Source organism: Halorubrum amylolyticum (genome assembly GCF_004114995.1).
GTDB classification, from domain to species: Archaea; Halobacteriota; Halobacteria; order Halobacteriales; family Haloferacaceae; genus Halorubrum; species Halorubrum amylolyticum.
In genome coordinates this window covers 13,261-29,984 of sequence record NZ_SDJP01000023.1, presented here as the reverse complement: position 1 = coordinate 29,984, position 16,724 = coordinate 13,261, and the positions used below count along the sequence as shown (strand labels likewise).

At 66.2% G+C, this 16,724-nt stretch carries 16 protein-coding genes; 8 read left to right on the top strand and 8 right to left on the bottom strand.

Annotated features, from left to right (window positions below; genetic code table 11):
• Positions 1-108: 108 nt before the first annotated feature.
• Positions 109-864 (top strand): IclR family transcriptional regulator, encoded by a 756-nt coding sequence (locus tag ESO89_RS14020; RefSeq protein ID WP_128906089.1) that lies wholly within the window; start codon positions 109-111, stop codon positions 862-864.
• A gap of 390 nt (positions 865-1,254) precedes the next feature.
• Here the strand turns inward: ESO89_RS14020 and xacF are convergent, their stop codons facing one another.
• Positions 1,255-2,703: a 2,5-dioxovalerate dehydrogenase gene (xacF, locus tag ESO89_RS14015; protein WP_128906088.1), complete on the bottom strand. Its 1,449-nt coding sequence runs from the start codon at positions 2,701-2,703 to the stop codon at positions 1,255-1,257.
• 146 nt (positions 2,704-2,849) lie between these two features.
• Between xacF and ESO89_RS14010 the strand changes: the two genes are divergently transcribed.
• The gene (locus ESO89_RS14010; RefSeq protein WP_128906087.1) at positions 2,850-3,305 is read left to right on the top strand and encodes a universal stress protein; all 456 of its coding nucleotides are present in this window, start codon (positions 2,850-2,852) and stop codon (positions 3,303-3,305) included.
• Positions 3,306-3,402: 97 nt separating this feature from the next.
• On the opposite strand, the gene ESO89_RS14005 is transcribed toward ESO89_RS14010, so the two are convergent.
• From ESO89_RS14005 to ESO89_RS13975, 7 genes are all read right to left on the bottom strand, one after another.
• The gene (locus tag ESO89_RS14005; RefSeq protein ID WP_206731768.1) at positions 3,403-4,461 is read right to left on the bottom strand and encodes an ABC transporter permease; all 1,059 of its coding nucleotides are present in this window, start codon (positions 4,459-4,461) and stop codon (positions 3,403-3,405) included.
• Positions 4,458-5,267, bottom strand: a complete 810-nt coding sequence (locus ESO89_RS14000; RefSeq protein WP_128906086.1) for an ATP-binding cassette domain-containing protein — start codon at positions 5,265-5,267, stop codon at positions 4,458-4,460. Before ESO89_RS14000 ends, ESO89_RS14005 begins: the two co-directional genes overlap by 4 nt.
• Before the next feature lie 41 nt (positions 5,268-5,308).
• Positions 5,309-6,487, bottom strand: coding sequence for a substrate-binding domain-containing protein (locus tag ESO89_RS13995; RefSeq protein ID WP_128906085.1), 1,179 nt, complete (start codon positions 6,485-6,487; stop codon positions 5,309-5,311).
• Positions 6,488-6,609: 122 nt separating this feature from the next.
• Positions 6,610-7,383, bottom strand: coding sequence for an SDR family NAD(P)-dependent oxidoreductase (locus ESO89_RS13990; protein ID WP_128906084.1), 774 nt, complete (start codon positions 7,381-7,383; stop codon positions 6,610-6,612).
• Between the two features lie 159 nt (positions 7,384-7,542).
• Positions 7,543-8,427, bottom strand: coding sequence for a fumarylacetoacetate hydrolase family protein (locus tag ESO89_RS13985; RefSeq protein ID WP_128906083.1), 885 nt, complete (start codon positions 8,425-8,427; stop codon positions 7,543-7,545).
• 104 nt (positions 8,428-8,531) lie between these two features.
• Positions 8,532-9,767: a mandelate racemase/muconate lactonizing enzyme family protein gene (locus ESO89_RS13980; protein ID WP_128906082.1), complete on the bottom strand. Its 1,236-nt coding sequence runs from the start codon at positions 9,765-9,767 to the stop codon at positions 8,532-8,534.
• Between the two features lie 156 nt (positions 9,768-9,923).
• On the bottom strand, positions 9,924-10,967 hold the full coding sequence (locus tag ESO89_RS13975) for a zinc-dependent alcohol dehydrogenase (RefSeq protein ID WP_128906081.1): 1,044 nt from the start codon (positions 10,965-10,967) through the stop codon (positions 9,924-9,926).
• A gap of 152 nt (positions 10,968-11,119) precedes the next feature.
• On the opposite strand from ESO89_RS13975, the gene gfo6 reads away from it, so the two are divergent.
• The 6 genes from gfo6 (at position 11,120) to ESO89_RS13945 (ending at position 16,709) form a co-directional block, all read left to right on the top strand.
• Positions 11,120-12,199 (top strand): D-xylose 1-dehydrogenase Gfo6, encoded by a 1,080-nt coding sequence (gfo6, locus tag ESO89_RS13970; RefSeq protein WP_128906080.1) that lies wholly within the window; start codon positions 11,120-11,122, stop codon positions 12,197-12,199.
• A gap of 1,221 nt (positions 12,200-13,420) precedes the next feature.
• The gene (locus tag ESO89_RS13965) at positions 13,421-13,642 is read left to right on the top strand and encodes a hypothetical protein (RefSeq protein ID WP_128906079.1); all 222 of its coding nucleotides are present in this window, start codon (positions 13,421-13,423) and stop codon (positions 13,640-13,642) included.
• Positions 13,643-13,644: 2 nt separating this feature from the next.
• Complete coding sequence (locus ESO89_RS13960) at positions 13,645-14,346, top strand: hypothetical protein (RefSeq protein WP_128906078.1); 702 nt, start codon at positions 13,645-13,647, stop codon at positions 14,344-14,346.
• A gap of 86 nt (positions 14,347-14,432) precedes the next feature.
• Positions 14,433-15,224, top strand: a complete 792-nt coding sequence (locus tag ESO89_RS13955; RefSeq protein WP_128906077.1) for a DUF7847 domain-containing protein — start codon at positions 14,433-14,435, stop codon at positions 15,222-15,224.
• A 127-nt stretch (positions 15,225-15,351) separates the two neighbouring features.
• Complete coding sequence (locus tag ESO89_RS13950; RefSeq protein WP_128906076.1) at positions 15,352-15,804, top strand: ArsR/SmtB family transcription factor; 453 nt, start codon at positions 15,352-15,354, stop codon at positions 15,802-15,804.
• A 62-nt stretch (positions 15,805-15,866) separates the two neighbouring features.
• Positions 15,867-16,709, top strand: coding sequence for a hypothetical protein (locus tag ESO89_RS13945; protein ID WP_241686238.1), 843 nt, complete (start codon positions 15,867-15,869; stop codon positions 16,707-16,709).
• Positions 16,710-16,724 lie beyond the last annotated feature (15 nt).

Sequence of the window (16,724 nt, the reverse complement as noted above, 5' to 3'; positions counted from 1 at the left end):
GCCGCTCGCCGTCTCGTCGATCCCGGCGCCGCGGACGTGGGGCGGCGCTCCGCGTGACCGTTCTCGCTCCCAGAACACTTATGCCGATGTGTATGCCAAACGATCACTATGGACGCGAAACATCCGGTTCGGACGACGGAGAAGACCCTCACGCTGATTGAGACGCTGATGGAGCGGGGTCCCAGCGGAGTGACGGAGCTGGCCGACGAGGTCGGGATGGGAAAGAGCGCGGTGCACAACCACCTGACGACCCTTCGGAAACACGGGTACGTGATCCAGACCGACGACGAGTATCAGATCGGACTGAAGTTCCTCGAGGTCGGCGGGGCGACCCGGAAGTCGATGGAGCTCTACCAGGTCGCCGAGCCGGAGGTGAAATCCCTCGCGGACGAGACGGGCGAACTCGCGAACATGCTCGTCGAGGAGCAGGGGCTCGGCGTGTACCTGATGCGATCGAAGGGTCAGGCCGCCGTCGACCTCGACACCTACGCCGGACTCCGAACCCACCTCCACACGACCGCGCTCGGGAAGGCGATCCTCACTCACCTCCCCGAGGCTCGCGTGAACGAAATCGTCGAACGGCACGGGCTCGACCGAAAGACCCCGAACAGCATCGGCACCCGGGAGGAGCTGTTCGAGGCGCTGGACGGCGTCCGCGAGCGCGGGTACGCGATCGACGACGGCGAGCGCCTCGAAGGGCTGCGCTGTATCGCGGCCCCCGTCAAGGACTCGGCCGACGACGTGTTGGGCGCGATAAGCGTCTCGGCGCCCGCCAGCCGAGTCAGCGACGAGGAACTTCACGGGGACTTGGCCGAGCGAGTCCTCAGCGCCGCCAACGTCATCGAACTGAACATCAACTACTGACCCGGCTGCGTCCGCATCCCGCCGATCGCCGCCTCGGCCGCCAAAATCGTGGAAACCGTCGCAGTCGTCGAACCCGGCGAACCGTTCCGCGTGTCAGAACGCATTGCGGACGCAGTCGCGTCGAAACCGGCGGCGTCCGCCCCCAGCGCCGCACAGGGCCGAAGGACGACCCCGAAATCACGAAATCATTACAACCGTACGATTGTAATTTGTTCGGACGGTGTGGCGTCAAGCTGTTCTGAAATACGAAATGTCATGGCGGAATACGCGCAGATCAGATCCCTGCGAGCCGAACGCCCGCGAACCGAACGACCGCGAACCGAACGCCCGCGAACCGAACGCCAGTCGCTCACCGGGTCGTTCGGCGAAAATGCGGCGGGCGCTCCGCGATCAGTAGTTGTCGTACACCGTCGTCTCGATGGTGTAGAACTCGAGCCCGGCGTCCCCCTGCTCGCGCCAGGTCTCCGAGGAGGACCGTTTGACTCCGCCGAACGGTACGTGGAGTTCCAACCCGGTCGTCTTCTCGTTGACTTTCACCACTCCGGACTCGACCTCGTCGACGAACCGGTTCGCCTCGGTGTGATCGTCGGTCACCACGCTGGCGGACAGTCCGTACTCGATGTCGTTCGCGACGTCGACGGCCTCGTCGAAATCGCCCACCTCGATGACGGCGATCACCGGCCCGAACACCTCCTCCCGTGCGATCCGCATGTCGGGGGAGACGTCGGCGAAGACGGTCGGCTCGACGAAGTGGCCGTTTTCGACCGCGCTCCCCTCGGGCTCTCCGCCTCCCGCGAGCAGCGTCGCCCCCTCGTCTTCGGCGATCTCGATGTACTCCAGCGTCGAGTCCAACTCCGCCGCGCTGACCTGTGGACCCATCTCGTGGGCGTTGCCGGGCCCCACGTCGATCGACTCGGCGCGCTCCGCGAGTGCGTCGGTGAACTCGTCGACGACGTCCTCGTGCACGATGGCGCGGGAGCAGGCGGTGCACGACTGTCCGGTGGTTCCGAACCCGCCGCTCGCCACGATCTCCGCCGCCTCTTCCGGGTCAGCCGACGCCGAGACGACCGTCGGGTTCTTTCCGCCGAGCTCGGTTTGGACCCGCTTGCCGGCGGCCGCGGCCCGCTCGTACACCATCTCCCCGACCTCGCTGCTGCCGGTGAAGGAGACGGCGTCCACCGCCTCGTGGCCGACGATCTCGTCGCCGACGTCGCTCCCGGGGCCGGTGACGACGTTCAACACGCCGTCGGGGAGACCGGCCTCCTCCAGCGCCTCCGCGATGGCGATCGCGACGCCCGGCGCGAGCGACGCCGGCTTCAGAACGACCGCGTTCCCCGCCGCGAGCGCGGGCGCGAGCTTCCACGCGGGAATCGCTATCGGGTAGTTCCACGGGGTTATGAGGGCGGCGACGCCCACCGGGTCCTTCCGCGTGTACAGGTTCGCGTCCCTCCCGCTTGACGCCTTTCTCGTCCCGCTCAGGTCGGCCGCCTTCGAGGCGAAATAATAGAAGATGTCGATCGCCCGCTGCACTTCGCCGGCCGCCTCGGGGCGCGCCTTCCCCTCCTCCGCCACGAGCGCGTCGGTCAACGCCTCCTTCTGCCGGTCGAGTATCGCTCCCGCCTCTCGGAGCGTCTTTCCGCGTGTCGGCCCCGGGGTCTCGGCCCAGTCGTCCTGCGCCGAGGCGGCCGCCTCGACCGCCCGGGCGGCGTCCGCCGCACCCGACTGCTGGTACGCGGCGACGACGTCGTCAGGGTTCGCCGGGTCGTGAACCGCGACCGTCTCGTCGGTCGATGCGGTGACCCACTCTCCGTCGATGTAGTTTCGGTTCGGTTTCGCCATCGTCGGCAACGAGTTCCTCCACCCATACGACTCTTACGGTACCGGATCTCGGAGGCCTCAACCGCCGCGTTACCGACGACTCACACGAGCGCGCTGTGACCGTGTTCCACCATAACACCTAACTTGGCGTCGATCGAAGGTCGAACATGGAAACGCTCGACCGCGTGTTAGTAGCCATCGGACCGAACGATCGCGACCACGCGACCGACCTCCTCGACGTCGTCGCGCCGATCGCCGGACCGGCCGACGCGACGGTGTACCTGCTCCACGTGTTCCCGCGCGAGGAGTACGACCGACTGATGGACCAGCTCGACGTCGAACCGACGACCGGCGATCTCCAGCCGGACGCGCTCGCGACGCGGCACGACGACGTCAGGACGCCTGCGGCGCGCCTCGGGGACGCCGGCATCGAAACGGAGATCCGCGGGAGCATCGGCGACCCGCGAACCGAGATCGTTCGGATGGCGGCGGAACTCGACGCGGACCTCCTGTTCATCGGCGGGACCGGACGGTCTCCTGCCGGGAAGGCGATGTTCGGCGACAGCGCACAGCAGATCCTCCTGAACGCCCCCTGTCCGGTCACGTATATTCGCCGGGAGTAGCCGGGGGCGCCCCGAGACACGCGGCGGTCCGCGCGGACGGGAGGAGGGGAATCGACGGAACGCCCGTTCCGGAACGGACGGTCGATCCGGCGGACGCCTATTTCCGTAGGAAGATGTCGACGATAACGGCGCCGATGATGACGACCCCGGTGAGCGTCTCCTGAATGTCGACCGAGAGCCCGTTCAAAACGAGTAAGACCGGGATCACGGCGATGACGAGCGAGCCGAGGAACATCCCCGAGACGCTTCCCTCCCCGCCGAAGAGGTTCGTTCCGCCGATGACGACCGCGGCGATGATGAGCAGCTCGAATCCGCGGCCCGCGGACCCGAACATCGACCCGTAGTACGAGACCGCGACGATGCCCGCGAAGGCGGTGACGAGACCGGTGAGAACGAAATTCGCTATCTTCACGCGGTCGGTGTCGATTCCGCTCCGGCTGGCCGCGGACTCGTCGTCTCCCGTCGCGTACACATGGTGTCCGAACCGCGTCTTCTGGAGGATCGCGCCGAAGACGACGAGCAACCCGAGCATCCAGAACACCTGATACGTGACCTCGACGCCGGCGGCGGTGACGGAGCCGCCGAACACGTCGACCAACGCCAGATCGTCGGGCATCTGCTGGGACCCGCCCGACGTGAGCACGTAGGCGACACCGCGGAGGATGCTCATCATTCCGATCGTGGTTATCAGCGACGGGATACCGATCTTGGTGACGATGACGCCGTTCGCCGTGCCGACGACAGCCCCCATGAGGAGGACGGCGACCAGCGCCGCCGGAACCGTGAGCCGGAACTCGGTGAGCAGCATCGCGAACGAGAGCCCCGCGACGCCGTACATCGCCCCGACCGAGAGGTCGAACTCCCCGCCGATCATGAGGTAGGTCATGCCGATCCCGATGATCACGTACGGGGCGGCCTGCCGGAGCAGTCGCGAGAAGATGTTGCTGAGGCTGTCCCACTCGAAGAACAGGTCCGGACGCGTGACGGCGATGAGCCCGAACAGGAGGACGAACCCGACGAGCACGCCCATCTCGCGCCGCCGTACCAGCCGGAGGAGCGCGTTGTCTGATCCCCCACCAACGGCGCGTTCCAGCATTCCCGAACCGGCGTTGGCCGATCCCGAACCGGCGTCGGTCGACTGGGCATCGCCGCTCATGCTGACGCCTCCTCCGACGAGTCTGAGAGGTCGAGCTCCCGGATCTCCGATTCGTCCTCGGCGCCCATCATCAGCGCGATGACCTCGTCACGCGTCACGTCGTCGGCGTCTCGGACGCCCGCCAACCGGCCTTGGGCCAGGACGGATATCCGGTCTGCGATGGTGATCACCTGTCGGATGTTGTGGCTGATGAGGATGATCGCCAACCCTTGGTCGCGGAGGTCGTCGATGACGCGTAGCACGTTCCGTGCGCCCTCGATCGAGAGGGCGCTCGTCGGCTCGTCGAGGATCAGGATGTCCGGGTCCGATTGCAGCGCGCGGGCGATCGCGACCGCCTGCTGTTGGCCTCCCGAGAGATCGCTCACCCGCGCGTGCGGGTCCACCGGGATCTGGACCCTATCGAGGCTCTCTCGGGCCCGTTCGACCATCCGAGCCTCGTCGACGACGCCGAACAGCTTGCCCAGCGGGTCCTGTCGGACGGGTTCGTGGCCGAGGAACACGTTCGCGGCCACGGACTGCTTCTCCGCGAGCGCGAGGTCCTGATACACCGTCTCGATCCCCCTCTCGCGGGCGTCGCTGTAGTCCTCGAACGCGACCGGCTCTCCCCGGACGTAGATCTCTCCCCGCGTCGGCCGGTGAACGCCGCAGAGCGTCTTGATGAGCGTCGATTTCCCGGCGCCGTTGTCGCCGACCAGCGCCATCACCTCGCCCTCCCGCAGCGAGATGTCGACGTCCTCGACGGCAACGATGCTACCGAAGTGCTTCGTGAGTTCCCTCGTGTGGAGAACGCTGTCTGTGTCTTCCATCGTTTAGCTTGAGTGTGGGATGGTGCGCGGTGTTCGAAGGGTCATGCGTCGTGGTACTCGATGAGGTCTCCCCAGTTTCGACGCTCCAGGGCGAAGTCGATGTTCCCTTGATCCACGATCTCCGCGCCGGTCAGGTACTCCTTCGGCGGCATCCCCCGTTCGAGGTACGCGAACGCCTGGATCACGGGGACGTACCCCTGACTGTACGGGTCCTGTCCGGTCGTGTAGTTCATGACGCCCCCCTGAATGTAATCGAGCGTGTTCTGATCGAGATCGAACCCGCCGATGACCAGATCGTCCGCGGTTCCCTCCTCTTCGGCGGCTCGTCCGATGAACCAAGAGTAGACGTCGCTCCCGACCATCGCGTCGAGGTCCGGGTTCGCGGAGAGGTGGTTCGCGATGCGCGAGACCCCCTCGCTGGAGTCGTCGGTGTAGTTGACTCGCTCGGTGATCTCGATGTCGGTGTTCTGCCGGACTGCGTCTTCCGCGCCGCTCGCCCGCGCGGCCTGCCCGCTGTGAGCCGGGTCCGCCAAGCCGACGGTGATCTTGCTCGCGTCGTCCGGGAGCTTCTCGATGAGCGCCATGCCGTTGGCGTACCCCGAGGAGTACTGATCCTGACCGGCGAAGGGAAGGACGCGACCGAACTCCTCGCGCATGTACGACTGTCCCTCCGCCCGGAGGCTGTTCGTGTTGAACGTCAACACGACGATGTCGTTGTCGATCGCGTCGTTGATGACCTGGTTGTACGCTTCCGAGTCGCTGACCGTCGTCGCGATGACGTCGGGGTCAGACGCGACGACGTTCTCGAGGATGTTGACCTGCTCCTGCACGCTGAATCCGCCGGACGGACCGGTGAACGTCGCGTTCCATCCGAGTTGGCTGGCCGCGTCGTGGAGGCCGCCGATCGTCGGGTTCCAGAACGAGATAGCGCCGTTGTGACACACCATCGTGATGTCCCTCTCCGGCGGGTCGCGGGAGAAGTCCATCTCCGTGGGCGGCGGCGTAAGATCGACGCGCTGGTACGACGGCGCCGAGCCGTTACCGCCGCCGTTACCGCCGTCGTCACCTGACCCATCGGACCCGTCATCGCCGGTGCTCTCCTGTTGCAGGCACCCGGCGAGTCCCCCGATCGCCGTGGCGGCACCGAGCTGACGCATCACACTTCGACGCGAGACGTTAGCACCAGCTGTAACGCTGAAGTGGCTGTCATCGTCTGCCATGGTCCCACATTTCATGGCCCGGTATTAATAGTTATGATTGATCATGGTTCATACCCCTCGGGCGCGAGCCGATCCGACCGAGGAGGTGTCGGAGCGGGGCGCGGACTCCGACGTGAGTCGGACTAGAGCGCGCTCGGTGCGAATCCGCCGTCGACGGTGAGCACCTCTCCGGTGACGTAGGAGGCGCTGTCGCTACAGAGGTAGATCGCGGCGCCGATCAGTTCCTCGCGCTCCCCGACGCGACCCATGGGGGATCGGCGTTCGATCCGCCGTCGCTTCTCGGTCCCCTCGGCGTAGGTCTCCTCGTTTTGCGGGGTGATGAAGAACCCGGGAGCGATGGCGTTGACCCTGACCTCGGGAGCGAGTTCCTTCGCCGCGGCGCGGGTGAACGCCTCCACGCCCCCCTTGGCGGCCGAATACGCCGGAAGATCCGCCATCGCGAGCCGCGCCGCGAGCGAGGAGACGTTCACGAAGCTCCCGCCGTCGTCCATCGCCGGGGCGAAGGTCTGGACGACGCGCATGACGCCGTCGAGCGCCACGTCGGTGACGCCGTCCCACTCACCGTCTCCGACGTCGCGGACCGACTCGCGAGAGATCGCCCCCTGAGAGGCGATAACGGCGTCGACGCCGCCGAGGACCTCCTCCGCGCGAGACCGCACGGCCCGGAGCGATTCGCGGTCGGTGACGTCGCACGTGACCGACGCCGTTTCCGCCCCGCGTTCCGAGAGGAGGGCGGCCGTCTCCTCGACCCGGTCCCTGCTCCGACTCGTCGCGATCACGTCGGCCCCGTCGGCCGCGAATCCGACGGCGAGCGCCTGACCGATCCCGCTGGTTCCGCCGACGACGACGACGCGCTTCCCCGAGACGGACACCGGACTGTGTGTGTACTCGTCCATACCCGTGACCTCTCGTGGGCGCTGATAAAGATTGTTGTTACCCCGACGGCGTCGGGGCCGCCGTGGCGGTCGGGTCCGAGTCGAGCGCCGCGAACGACGGCTCGGGGTCCGTTGCAGTCGGACTCCACGCGGTGTCCCGTGGGATCGCAGAATGGACGCTCACACGACCGTTGCGGTGTTGATCAGCTCGCCGATGCCCTCGATGTCGATCGAGACGCGGTCCCCCTCGCGTAGCGTGAAGTCCTCGGGGGGGACGAGGGCGGTCCCAGTGAGGAGGACGCCCGTTTCGGGGAGCCTGTTGTGACGCCGGAGGTAGTCGACGAGCGTCTCGCAGGTCGTCGCCATCTCGGCCGTCGACGTCGAGTCCTCGAACACGGTCACCCCGTTCCGCTCGATGGCGAGCGACATCGAGAGGTCGTGCGGGTCGCCGACCGACTCCGCCGAGACGACGCACGGACCTATCGAACAACAGCGATCGTACACCTTCGCCTGCGGGAGGTAAAGCGGGTTCTCGCCCTCGATGTCGCGGCTGGAGACGTCGTTGCCGACGGTGTACCCGACGACCTCGCCGCGGTGCAGGACGATCGCCAGCTCGGGCTCCGGTACGTCCCAGTCGGAGTCGCCACGGATACCGACGGCGTCGCGGGGACCGACCGTCCGTGACGCCGTCGCCTTCAGGAACAGCTCGGGCCGGCCGCTGTCGTACACGTCGATGTACACCTCGGGCTTTCCGCTCTCCGCTTCCCGGGCCTCCTCGCTGATGCTGTACGTGACGCCCGCCGCCCAGACCTCGTCCGGGACGACCGGCCGCAACGCGTCGTTCTCGACGGCGTCCGACTCGTACCGGTCCGCGTCGGGCAGCCGGTCGTGAGCGATGTTGTCGACCGATCGGCCGGCGGCGTTCGCCGCGCGGGCCAAGTCCGAAAACGATCCGAGATCGGCGGACGCCGACGTGAGGTCGTACGCGGCCCCGCCGTCGTCGACGGCGATCAGCGACGCCCTGGCAGTACCCTCTCCCGTCTCTGGAACGCGGTAATACCGCATGTGTCGTGCCTCTACTGAGAGGGTTAAAATAGTACCGCCCGGCGAACACGTCGTTCCGCGCCCCGTCAACCAACGCAAATCGGAGATTTGCTTGCCCGACGAAGCTACGCTTCGTCGAACAGCGTCTCCCCGTCGACCATGTGCTCCTCGACGGCGTCCAAATCGAGCGTGAGTCCGAGCCCCGGCTCCTCGGGTATCTCCATCCGACCGTCCTCGATGAGCCCGTCCTCCTCGACGAGGTCCTCCCACCAGCCGAGCTCGTACGAGTGGTACTCCACGGCCAGCGAGTTCGGAATCGCGGCGGCCACGTGCGCGGACGCCATCGTCCCGATCGGCGAGGAGACGTTGTGCATCGCGACGGGGATGTAGTACATGTCGGCCAGGTCCGCGACCTTTCGCGTCTCGCGCATCCCCCCGACGCGGGGGAGGTCGGGCGCGACGATGTCGACGGCCTGCGGCTCCAGCAGCGTTCGCTGGCCGAACTTCCGGTACACGTTCTCTCCGACGGCGATCGGGGTGGTCGTCGACTTCGTCACCTCCGCTTGGACCTCGTGGTTCTCGGGCGGGATCGGGTCTTCGAGCCACCACACGTCGTACTCCTCGACGGCGTCCGCGAGCCGTTTGGCCGACCCCGCGGTAAACGACCAGTGGCAGTCGAAGGCCACGTCGGCGCGGTCACCGACCCGCTCGGTGACGGCCTCCACGATCTCGACCTTGTGATCGATCTCCGGGTTCCGGAGGTGGCGGTTCGCCCGGTCCTTCTCGTGTCCCGACGGAACGTCGAGGTCGAACTTGATCGCGTCGTAGCCGAGCTCCTCCACGACCCGTTCGCCCTCGTCCGCGCAGGCCTGCGGGTCGGCCTCGTTCTCCGTGTGGAGGTCGCAGTAGATCCGCACCTCGTCCCGGTACTTTCCGCCGACGAGTTGGTACGCCGGGACGTCGAGGAGCTTCCCCGCGACGTCGTGAAGCGCGATTTCGATCCCCGAGATGGCCGAGACGGTCTTCCCCGATATCGATCCCTCCCCGGACATCTTCTGGACGAGGTGTTCGTACAGCCGATCGATGTCGAGCGGGTTCTCGCCGACGACGAACGGCTTCATCCGCTCGACGATCGCGGTGTCGCCACCGCCCCAGTAGGCCTCTCCGGTGCCGACGACGCCGGCGTCGGTGTACACCCGGACGAGAATCCACGGGTAGTTCCCGTTGACCATCGTCGTCTGCACGTCGGTTATCTCGACGTCGCGAGCGCCGCCGCGGGGATTCGAGATCCCCATCGTCTCCGAAGAGAGGTCACGCATCGTGTACTCCGCGTTCGGATCGGACAGTTGGCTGTAATCCATCGTCGGTTTGCAATTACGGGAGTCCGTAGTAAAACTTCCGCCCGGTGACGCTGCGCGCGTCGCCGCCGCCGATCCCGAACTCGTCGTGCGCGCCCCGACCGGCGCCGAGAGCCCTTTCCGTCCGGCGATGTCGCCCGACCGTCTCCGCGAGGGGGCCTAGTCGCGCAGGACGGAGACGTCGAAGACGGGCTTACACGTCTCGCCCCGGAGGAACGCGTCGAACGCCCCGTCGGCTTCGAGCAGGTCGAACCGCTGGTCGAGGAACGTCGCGTGGTCGACGCCGCCGGAGTCGATCAGGCGCAGCGAGCGCTCGAAGTCCTCGTACATCGAGGCGTACGAGCACTGCAGGTCGATCTCGGCGCGAACCAGGGGCGAGTACGGCATGGTCGTCTCGCCCGTCTGTCCGACGAGGACGATCTGGCCGCCCTTCCGGACCTCGTCGACGGCCATCGTCAGCCCCGAGGGATGGCCGGTGGTGTCGAAGACGACGTCGTAACCGACCCCATCGGTCAGTGCGTCTCGACGGGCCTCGAGGTCGTCTGCCTCCACGTTCACCGTGTCGAACCCGAGTTCCTCCGCGAGCGGCAAGCGGTACTCCGTATCGGCGCTCACGCCGGCGACGACGACCTCGCCGCCCTGTGCCCGCGCGATCTGTGCGGTGAGCTGTCCGATCGGCCCCGGTCCGGCGACGAGAACCCGGTCGCCCGGTCCGACGCGGGAGTTCTGAATAACGGCGCGGGCGCCGATGCTCGTCGGCTCGACGAGCGCGGCGTGCTTGGGGTCGACGCGTTCCGGGACGGGGTGGAGTGCCCGTTCCGGAACGGCGATGTACCCCGCGTACGCCCCGTCGTGGTCGACGCCGGTGATCACGGCGTTTTGACACACGTTCTCCTCGCCGATCTTACACTGGTAGCACTCGCCGCAGCCGCGGATCGGTCGTTCGACGACCCGATCCCCCACCGAGAACTCGGTCACCTCGTCACCGGCCTCGACGATCCGCCCGGTGTACTCGTGACCGATAACGGTGGGGAGATCCATCCGTTCGAACGCCGACTCGAACTCGTAGATGCCCGCGTCGCTGCCGCAGAGGCCCGCGAAATCGACTTCGATCAGCGCTTCGTCGGGTCCGGGGTCGGGTCGATCGCGGTCGACGATCTCCATGGCCCCACCGGTGCGTGCGGTTTTGGCTAGTCCGCGCATGGATCGCGATACCGAGCCGGGTATCATAATGGTTGCGGGTCCGTCCGCAGCACAACGGTTGCGCGCGTCCGTGAACCACCGTCCGCGACATCCCAGCCGGGAGCGCGTGAGAGCACCGGTGATTTTTATTGGCTAGGGCGATAGTCGCTACCATGCTGGAGTGGATAAACCGCTACGAGGACCGGGCGTGGCAGACGACGACGGACGGGACCGTCAGGTACGCTCTGATCGGCTTGGGCTGGTGGACGCTCGACGTTGCGCTGCCGGCGATCGAGTCGTCCGATCTCGGCGAGGTCGGCGTACTCGTCAGCAGCTCGCACGAAAAGGCCGAACGCCTGGCCCGCGAACACGGGGTCGACGCCGGCGTCGACTACGATGAGTTCCACGAAGGGGCGGCGAGCGAAGCGTACGACGCCGTGTACGTCGGCACGCCGAACGCCTTCCACCTCGAATACGCCGAGACGGCGGCGAGGCTCGATAAGGCCGTCCTCTGCGAGAAGCCGATGGAGGCCACCGTCGAGCGTGCGGAACGGCTCGTCGAGACCTGCGAGTCGGCCGGTGTCCCGCTGATGATCGCCTACCGAATGCACACGGAGCCGGCGGTCCAGCGCGCGCGAGAGCTGATCAGCGACGGGTTCCTCGGCGAGCCCGTGTCCGTTTACGGGCACAACAGCCAGCCGCTGTTGGAGATGATCCCCGATCCGGACCAGTGGCGTCTCGATCCCGACCGGGCCGGATACGGCACCTCGGTAATGGATCTCGGCATCTACTCGATAAACACCGCGAGGTACCTGCTTCGGCGCGAACCGAGAAGCGTCCGGTCGACGATGGCGTCGGAACACGAGGCGTTCAGTGACGTGCCGGACCAGTCGGCGTCGTCGCTGTTCCTCCTCGAAGGTGACGTGGAGATGGTCACGATGTCGAGCCAGCACGCACAGGACGACACCCACCTCAAAATAACCGGAACGGAGGGACAGATCGATCTCCGGCCCGCCTTCCACGGAGAGTGTTCGTTACGCCTCTCACGAGGCGACGTCTCTGTCACCGTCGAACACGGTTCATTCGACGCGGAGCGGGAGATGCGCGAGGAGTTCGACTACTTCGCCGATCGGCTGCTCGGCGACGGGGAGATCTATCCGGACGGACGACACGGGCTACGGGACATGGCGATCATCGAGGCGGTTCACGAGTCGGCGGAAACGGGAGAGGAAGTCGATATCGACGGGATCTGACCGACCTCGTCGTCGTCGACATCGACGTCGACGTCGGCGCTTTCCGAATGACCAGAATCGTTCTGAAGGAAAGAACGCGATGCGATCCACGGATGTCGGGCGTCGAGCATCGCTTTCGCGCCTATATGAGAGCGGCGTCCCCGCGTACCGATCCGAAAGCCAGCCACACAGCCGTTGCTCATCCGCTTCTCACCGGTCGTCTGCGACGGGCGTCGGTCGTCTCCGACGACGCTGTCCGGGAACGTTCCAGCCGTTCCGAGTGACCGCGTCGATCGCTCGTTCCCGTCGATCCGTCCGGTATTCTGATATACAGAACCACGTTTGGAACCGTCGAACTGCGAAACTGCCCGTTAAAATTACACCAGTACTACTGTAATGGATTTTCGGGTGCTCGGACACGGGAAACCGGTGACGGAGGACGCGCCAAAAGGAACAAGGGGGATCGACACGAGTCGCCCGGCTCACCGCCACCTCGCGATCGTTTTGTCAGAGAGAACACCGTCGTTCGGTCCGCCGTCGAGTTCCGCCTCGCCTCGGCGCTCCGCGAAGGCGACGCCGGCATCCGCGAGCGGACCGGCGAAGTCGACGGACGCACTCCCAGCGGCCGTCGCAGGTCGGCCACCGGGAGGCGTCTGGCTCGCGATCCGGCGAATACCGCGGGGATGCCACTCCGACCGAATACCTTATTCTCATTTATTAGATATAATAAGGAGTATGGAAGGAATGGCGGAAGACGAGGCTGATAAAACGGTCGGCGTGTTGCGCCGGTCTCTGTCACTCGAATAGATAGTATATAGGGTTAATCTCCGACAACCCACACGATCGAACGAAGATCTCCGTTTGACGCGTGAACTCCGCAGACGATCTCGCGGAAGTCGCTGTCGGCGTCTCTTCCCGCGAGTCGGTTGATCGGGGGTCCGCAGTCGCCCGTCGCCGCCCATCGCCGTCCGTCGCCGCCCGTCGGACGGAGCCGGACTCTCGCCACGAAACAGACGACCGGGTCGGTCAGCGTGTCGTCACCGAGCCCTCCGAGGGCGACCTCGAAACGTCCTTCGAGCCGGTCCCCAACGCCGTCAAGACGATCCGTGGACGACAACTCCCTCCCTCTCGAAATATACAGAACTTATCTAGTAGGTATTGGGAAATATAAGTTTACATACCTAAATTTGATCCGTTCCGATTTCCCGAGGTTTCATGCTCGCGGGAGCCGATCCGGGGTGTATGCCCTCCATCACGCGACGGAGAGCGGTCGCCACGCTCGCCGGATGTGCTGCCCTCGGAGCGATCGGCGGCGTCGTTGCGCACGTTACGCGGAAGGACGCGCCGCACCTGACGGTAAACGACCAAACCGGGATCGAACTGGATGTCGCGATGCTCGACGTCACCCGCGACGGCCGACGGGCGTTCGTCCGGAAACCGGACTCAACCGTCTCCGAGGGCTGACGATGCCGATCTACGATCGGGGTCCGGCTTCGGAGTACGAGGTGCTCGACCGGTGGGACGGCGGGATCGGGTGGCTCGCCCATCCGGACGAATCCGGTCGCCGGACGAGCCACGCGGCGACCGGATCGGACGGCGGCGTGTGGCTCTTCGATCCGATCGACGCGCCGGGGATCGAGGGGGAACTCTCGACGCTCGGTGACGTGCACGGCGTGATCGTCTGTTCGAACTACCACGTCCGCGATGCGGACGTGTTCGCCGCGCGCCACGGCGTTCCGGTGTACTGTCCCCCGTGGCTCTCCCGCGCGGCATCCGGGCTCGACGACCCCGTCGAACCGGGAGGCGGCGCGTTCAGTGCCTCCGGCTTCGAACTGCGTCGCTGCCGCCCGTTCCCGGGCTGGTCCGAGGCGGTGGCCTACCGTGCGACGGACCGGACGCTCTACGTCCCCGACGTGCTCGGAACGACGCCGCTGTTCACGGCGGGCGAGGAGCGGCTCGGGATGTACCTCCTGTGTCGGCTCGCACCGCCTCGACAGACGTTCGAGGGCCTGTCCCCGCGGCGAATCCTCGTCGGCCACGGGGCCGGCGTCTTCGAGAACGTCCCGGCCGCCCTGACGACGGCTCTCGACGGGGCACGCCGACGCTTGCCCGCGGCACTCCGATCCAACGGGCGGAGGCAGCTCCGGGCGCTCGCGGAGCGCGGCTAGTCCGGGCTCACGCCCGGAGACACGATCAAATCTGATTTTGATACTCCGGCCGACCTAATACGCGACGGCGGTGATTCACGGACACGATGGTCACGGTCTCCGCATTCAAAGACGGATCTGCCGCCCTCCGAACGAACCCGTTCCTGCTCGTCGCCGGCCTCCTCGTCGGAGGCGGGAGTCAGCTACAGTACGCGGATCACCTGATCGACTCACCGTTGCTGTCGGCGGGTGCCTCGCTGGCGTGGCTCGTCGCGTTTCCGTTCGTTCTCGGCGGCTTCATCGGGACGGCCCAGTCCGCGATCGAAGGGACGGACGCGTCGCCCGCCCGGTTTTTCGCCGCAGCCCGGACGAATTACCTCCCGCTGCTCCTCGGGACCGCCGTGTTCGCGCTGATCGTGCTCGGAACCGCCATCGGACTCGGGCTCGTCGGATTCGTCCTCGGTATCGGGTCCATGGCGCTCGCCGCGATAAACGAGATGGCCGCCTTCGCCGCGGGCGTCGGGTCGCTGATCATCTGGCTCGCGTCGATACTCGTCGTGATCATGTTCGTGCAGTTTTACGACACCGCGATCGTCGTCGAAAACGAGGGCGTTACCGACTCGTTCCGGAGGAGCGTCGGACTCGTTCGCTCGAACCTCAGAAGCGTCGCCGGATTCTCGCTGGCGTGGCTCGTCCTGATAAACGTCTTCCTGATTCCGGAGTACCTGCTTCAGTTGACGCTGACTGACGCCGGACCCGCCGAGGTGCTCCCGGCCGAACTCGGGATTCCGATGGCCGCCCTGATCCCGATCGGGGTCGGGCTTTCAGCCGTCGGTTTCGCGTACTTCTACACAGTGTACACGGCGTACTACCTGCGGTTGATCGCTGTCTCACCCTGACCCGGCGGCGACGTAACCACCATCAACAACTACGTGCGTCGGTCTCGAACGACCACTGACAGACCAACGTGCACGGACCACCGACGGACCAGCCTGTACGACCGCCCTCCGCAGACCCACCACACCCATGGCACGACTCCTCCCGACACGAACCGACGCCGCCGTCGAACGAAGCGACACACCGGCCGTACTGAGCCTCGAGGACGACGCGACGCGAGACGTGATCGAAGCGCTGTCCTCCGAGACCGCCTACGAGATATTCAGGCTGCTCAACGAGACGCCCGCGACGCCGTCGCGGATCGCCGACCGGCTCGACCAGAGCGTGCAGAACGTTCACTACCACCTGACGAACCTTGAATCGGCCGGCGTGATCGAGGTCACCGACACCTGCTACTCGGAGAAGGGCCGCGAGATGAGCGTGTACGTCGTTTCGGAGGACCCGACCCTGCTCTTCCTCGGCACCGAGGACGACCGGCCGGGGCTCAAACGGGCGTTCAAGTCGTTCGCCTCGCTGCTCGGCCCCCCGTCGGTTCTGCTTGCAGTCGGTGAGTCCATCTCGCGGCTCGTCACCGCCGAATGAGCGAACGCACGGACTCACCGATCCGAAGCACTTCTACCGATCACGACGCAACTGGACGCGATATGGCACCGACGGTCAGGACGCGAGACGACACCGAGGGCTGCGGCTGTCTCGACTGCCGAAACGTCTCGACGGTCGCCACCAACCGGACCGTCCTCGACGCGTTGGTCTGGTCCGTGCGCCTGTTCCGCTCCCGTCCATCGATCCCCGCTTCCGCGGGCGTGATCGTCCTCGTCAACCGGCTTCTCGAAACGGACGCCATCGACGTGCTCCCGACGCCCGCGATCGGCGTGATAGAGGCGCTGACGGCGTTCGCGTTCGTCGTGTTGCTCCGGGCCTACGTGGGAACGATCGCCGCCGGAGAGCTGACTAACGACCCCGTCACGATACGCGAGGGACTGCACCGGAGCGTCTCCCGAACGCCGGCGTTGGGTGGCGTGATTCTTCTCGTCGTGTTCGCCGTTATGACGCTCCCGTTCCTCGCCCTGCTTCCGCTCTTCGTTCTGGGCGGCGCGCTCCCGGGCAACCCCGTGGAGGTGATCGGTTTTCCCGCGGCGGCGGCAGTCGGCGGGGTCGTCTTTGCCGTGCCGTTTCTCCTCCTGCTGTTCAAGTTCTGGTTCGCACCGGAGGCCTGCGTCATCGGCCGGTACGGCCCCGTCGAATCACTCCGGGTCAGCTGGCACATGACGACGAACTACCGAGGAAAGCTCGTGCTCGTCGCGGTGATCGCCGTCGGGAGCGCACTCGGCCTCTATCTCCCGACACACCTCCCCGAGATTGGGGCGGGGGGCGTGGGCTCGGTGACCCCCGTTTTGACTGCGATATCGTCGAGCGTCGGCGAACTCCTTTCCATCGTGTGGGCAAGCGCTTACGCGCACATCTACGTCCAAGAACTGGTGTCGTGACCGTTCGAGAGCTGG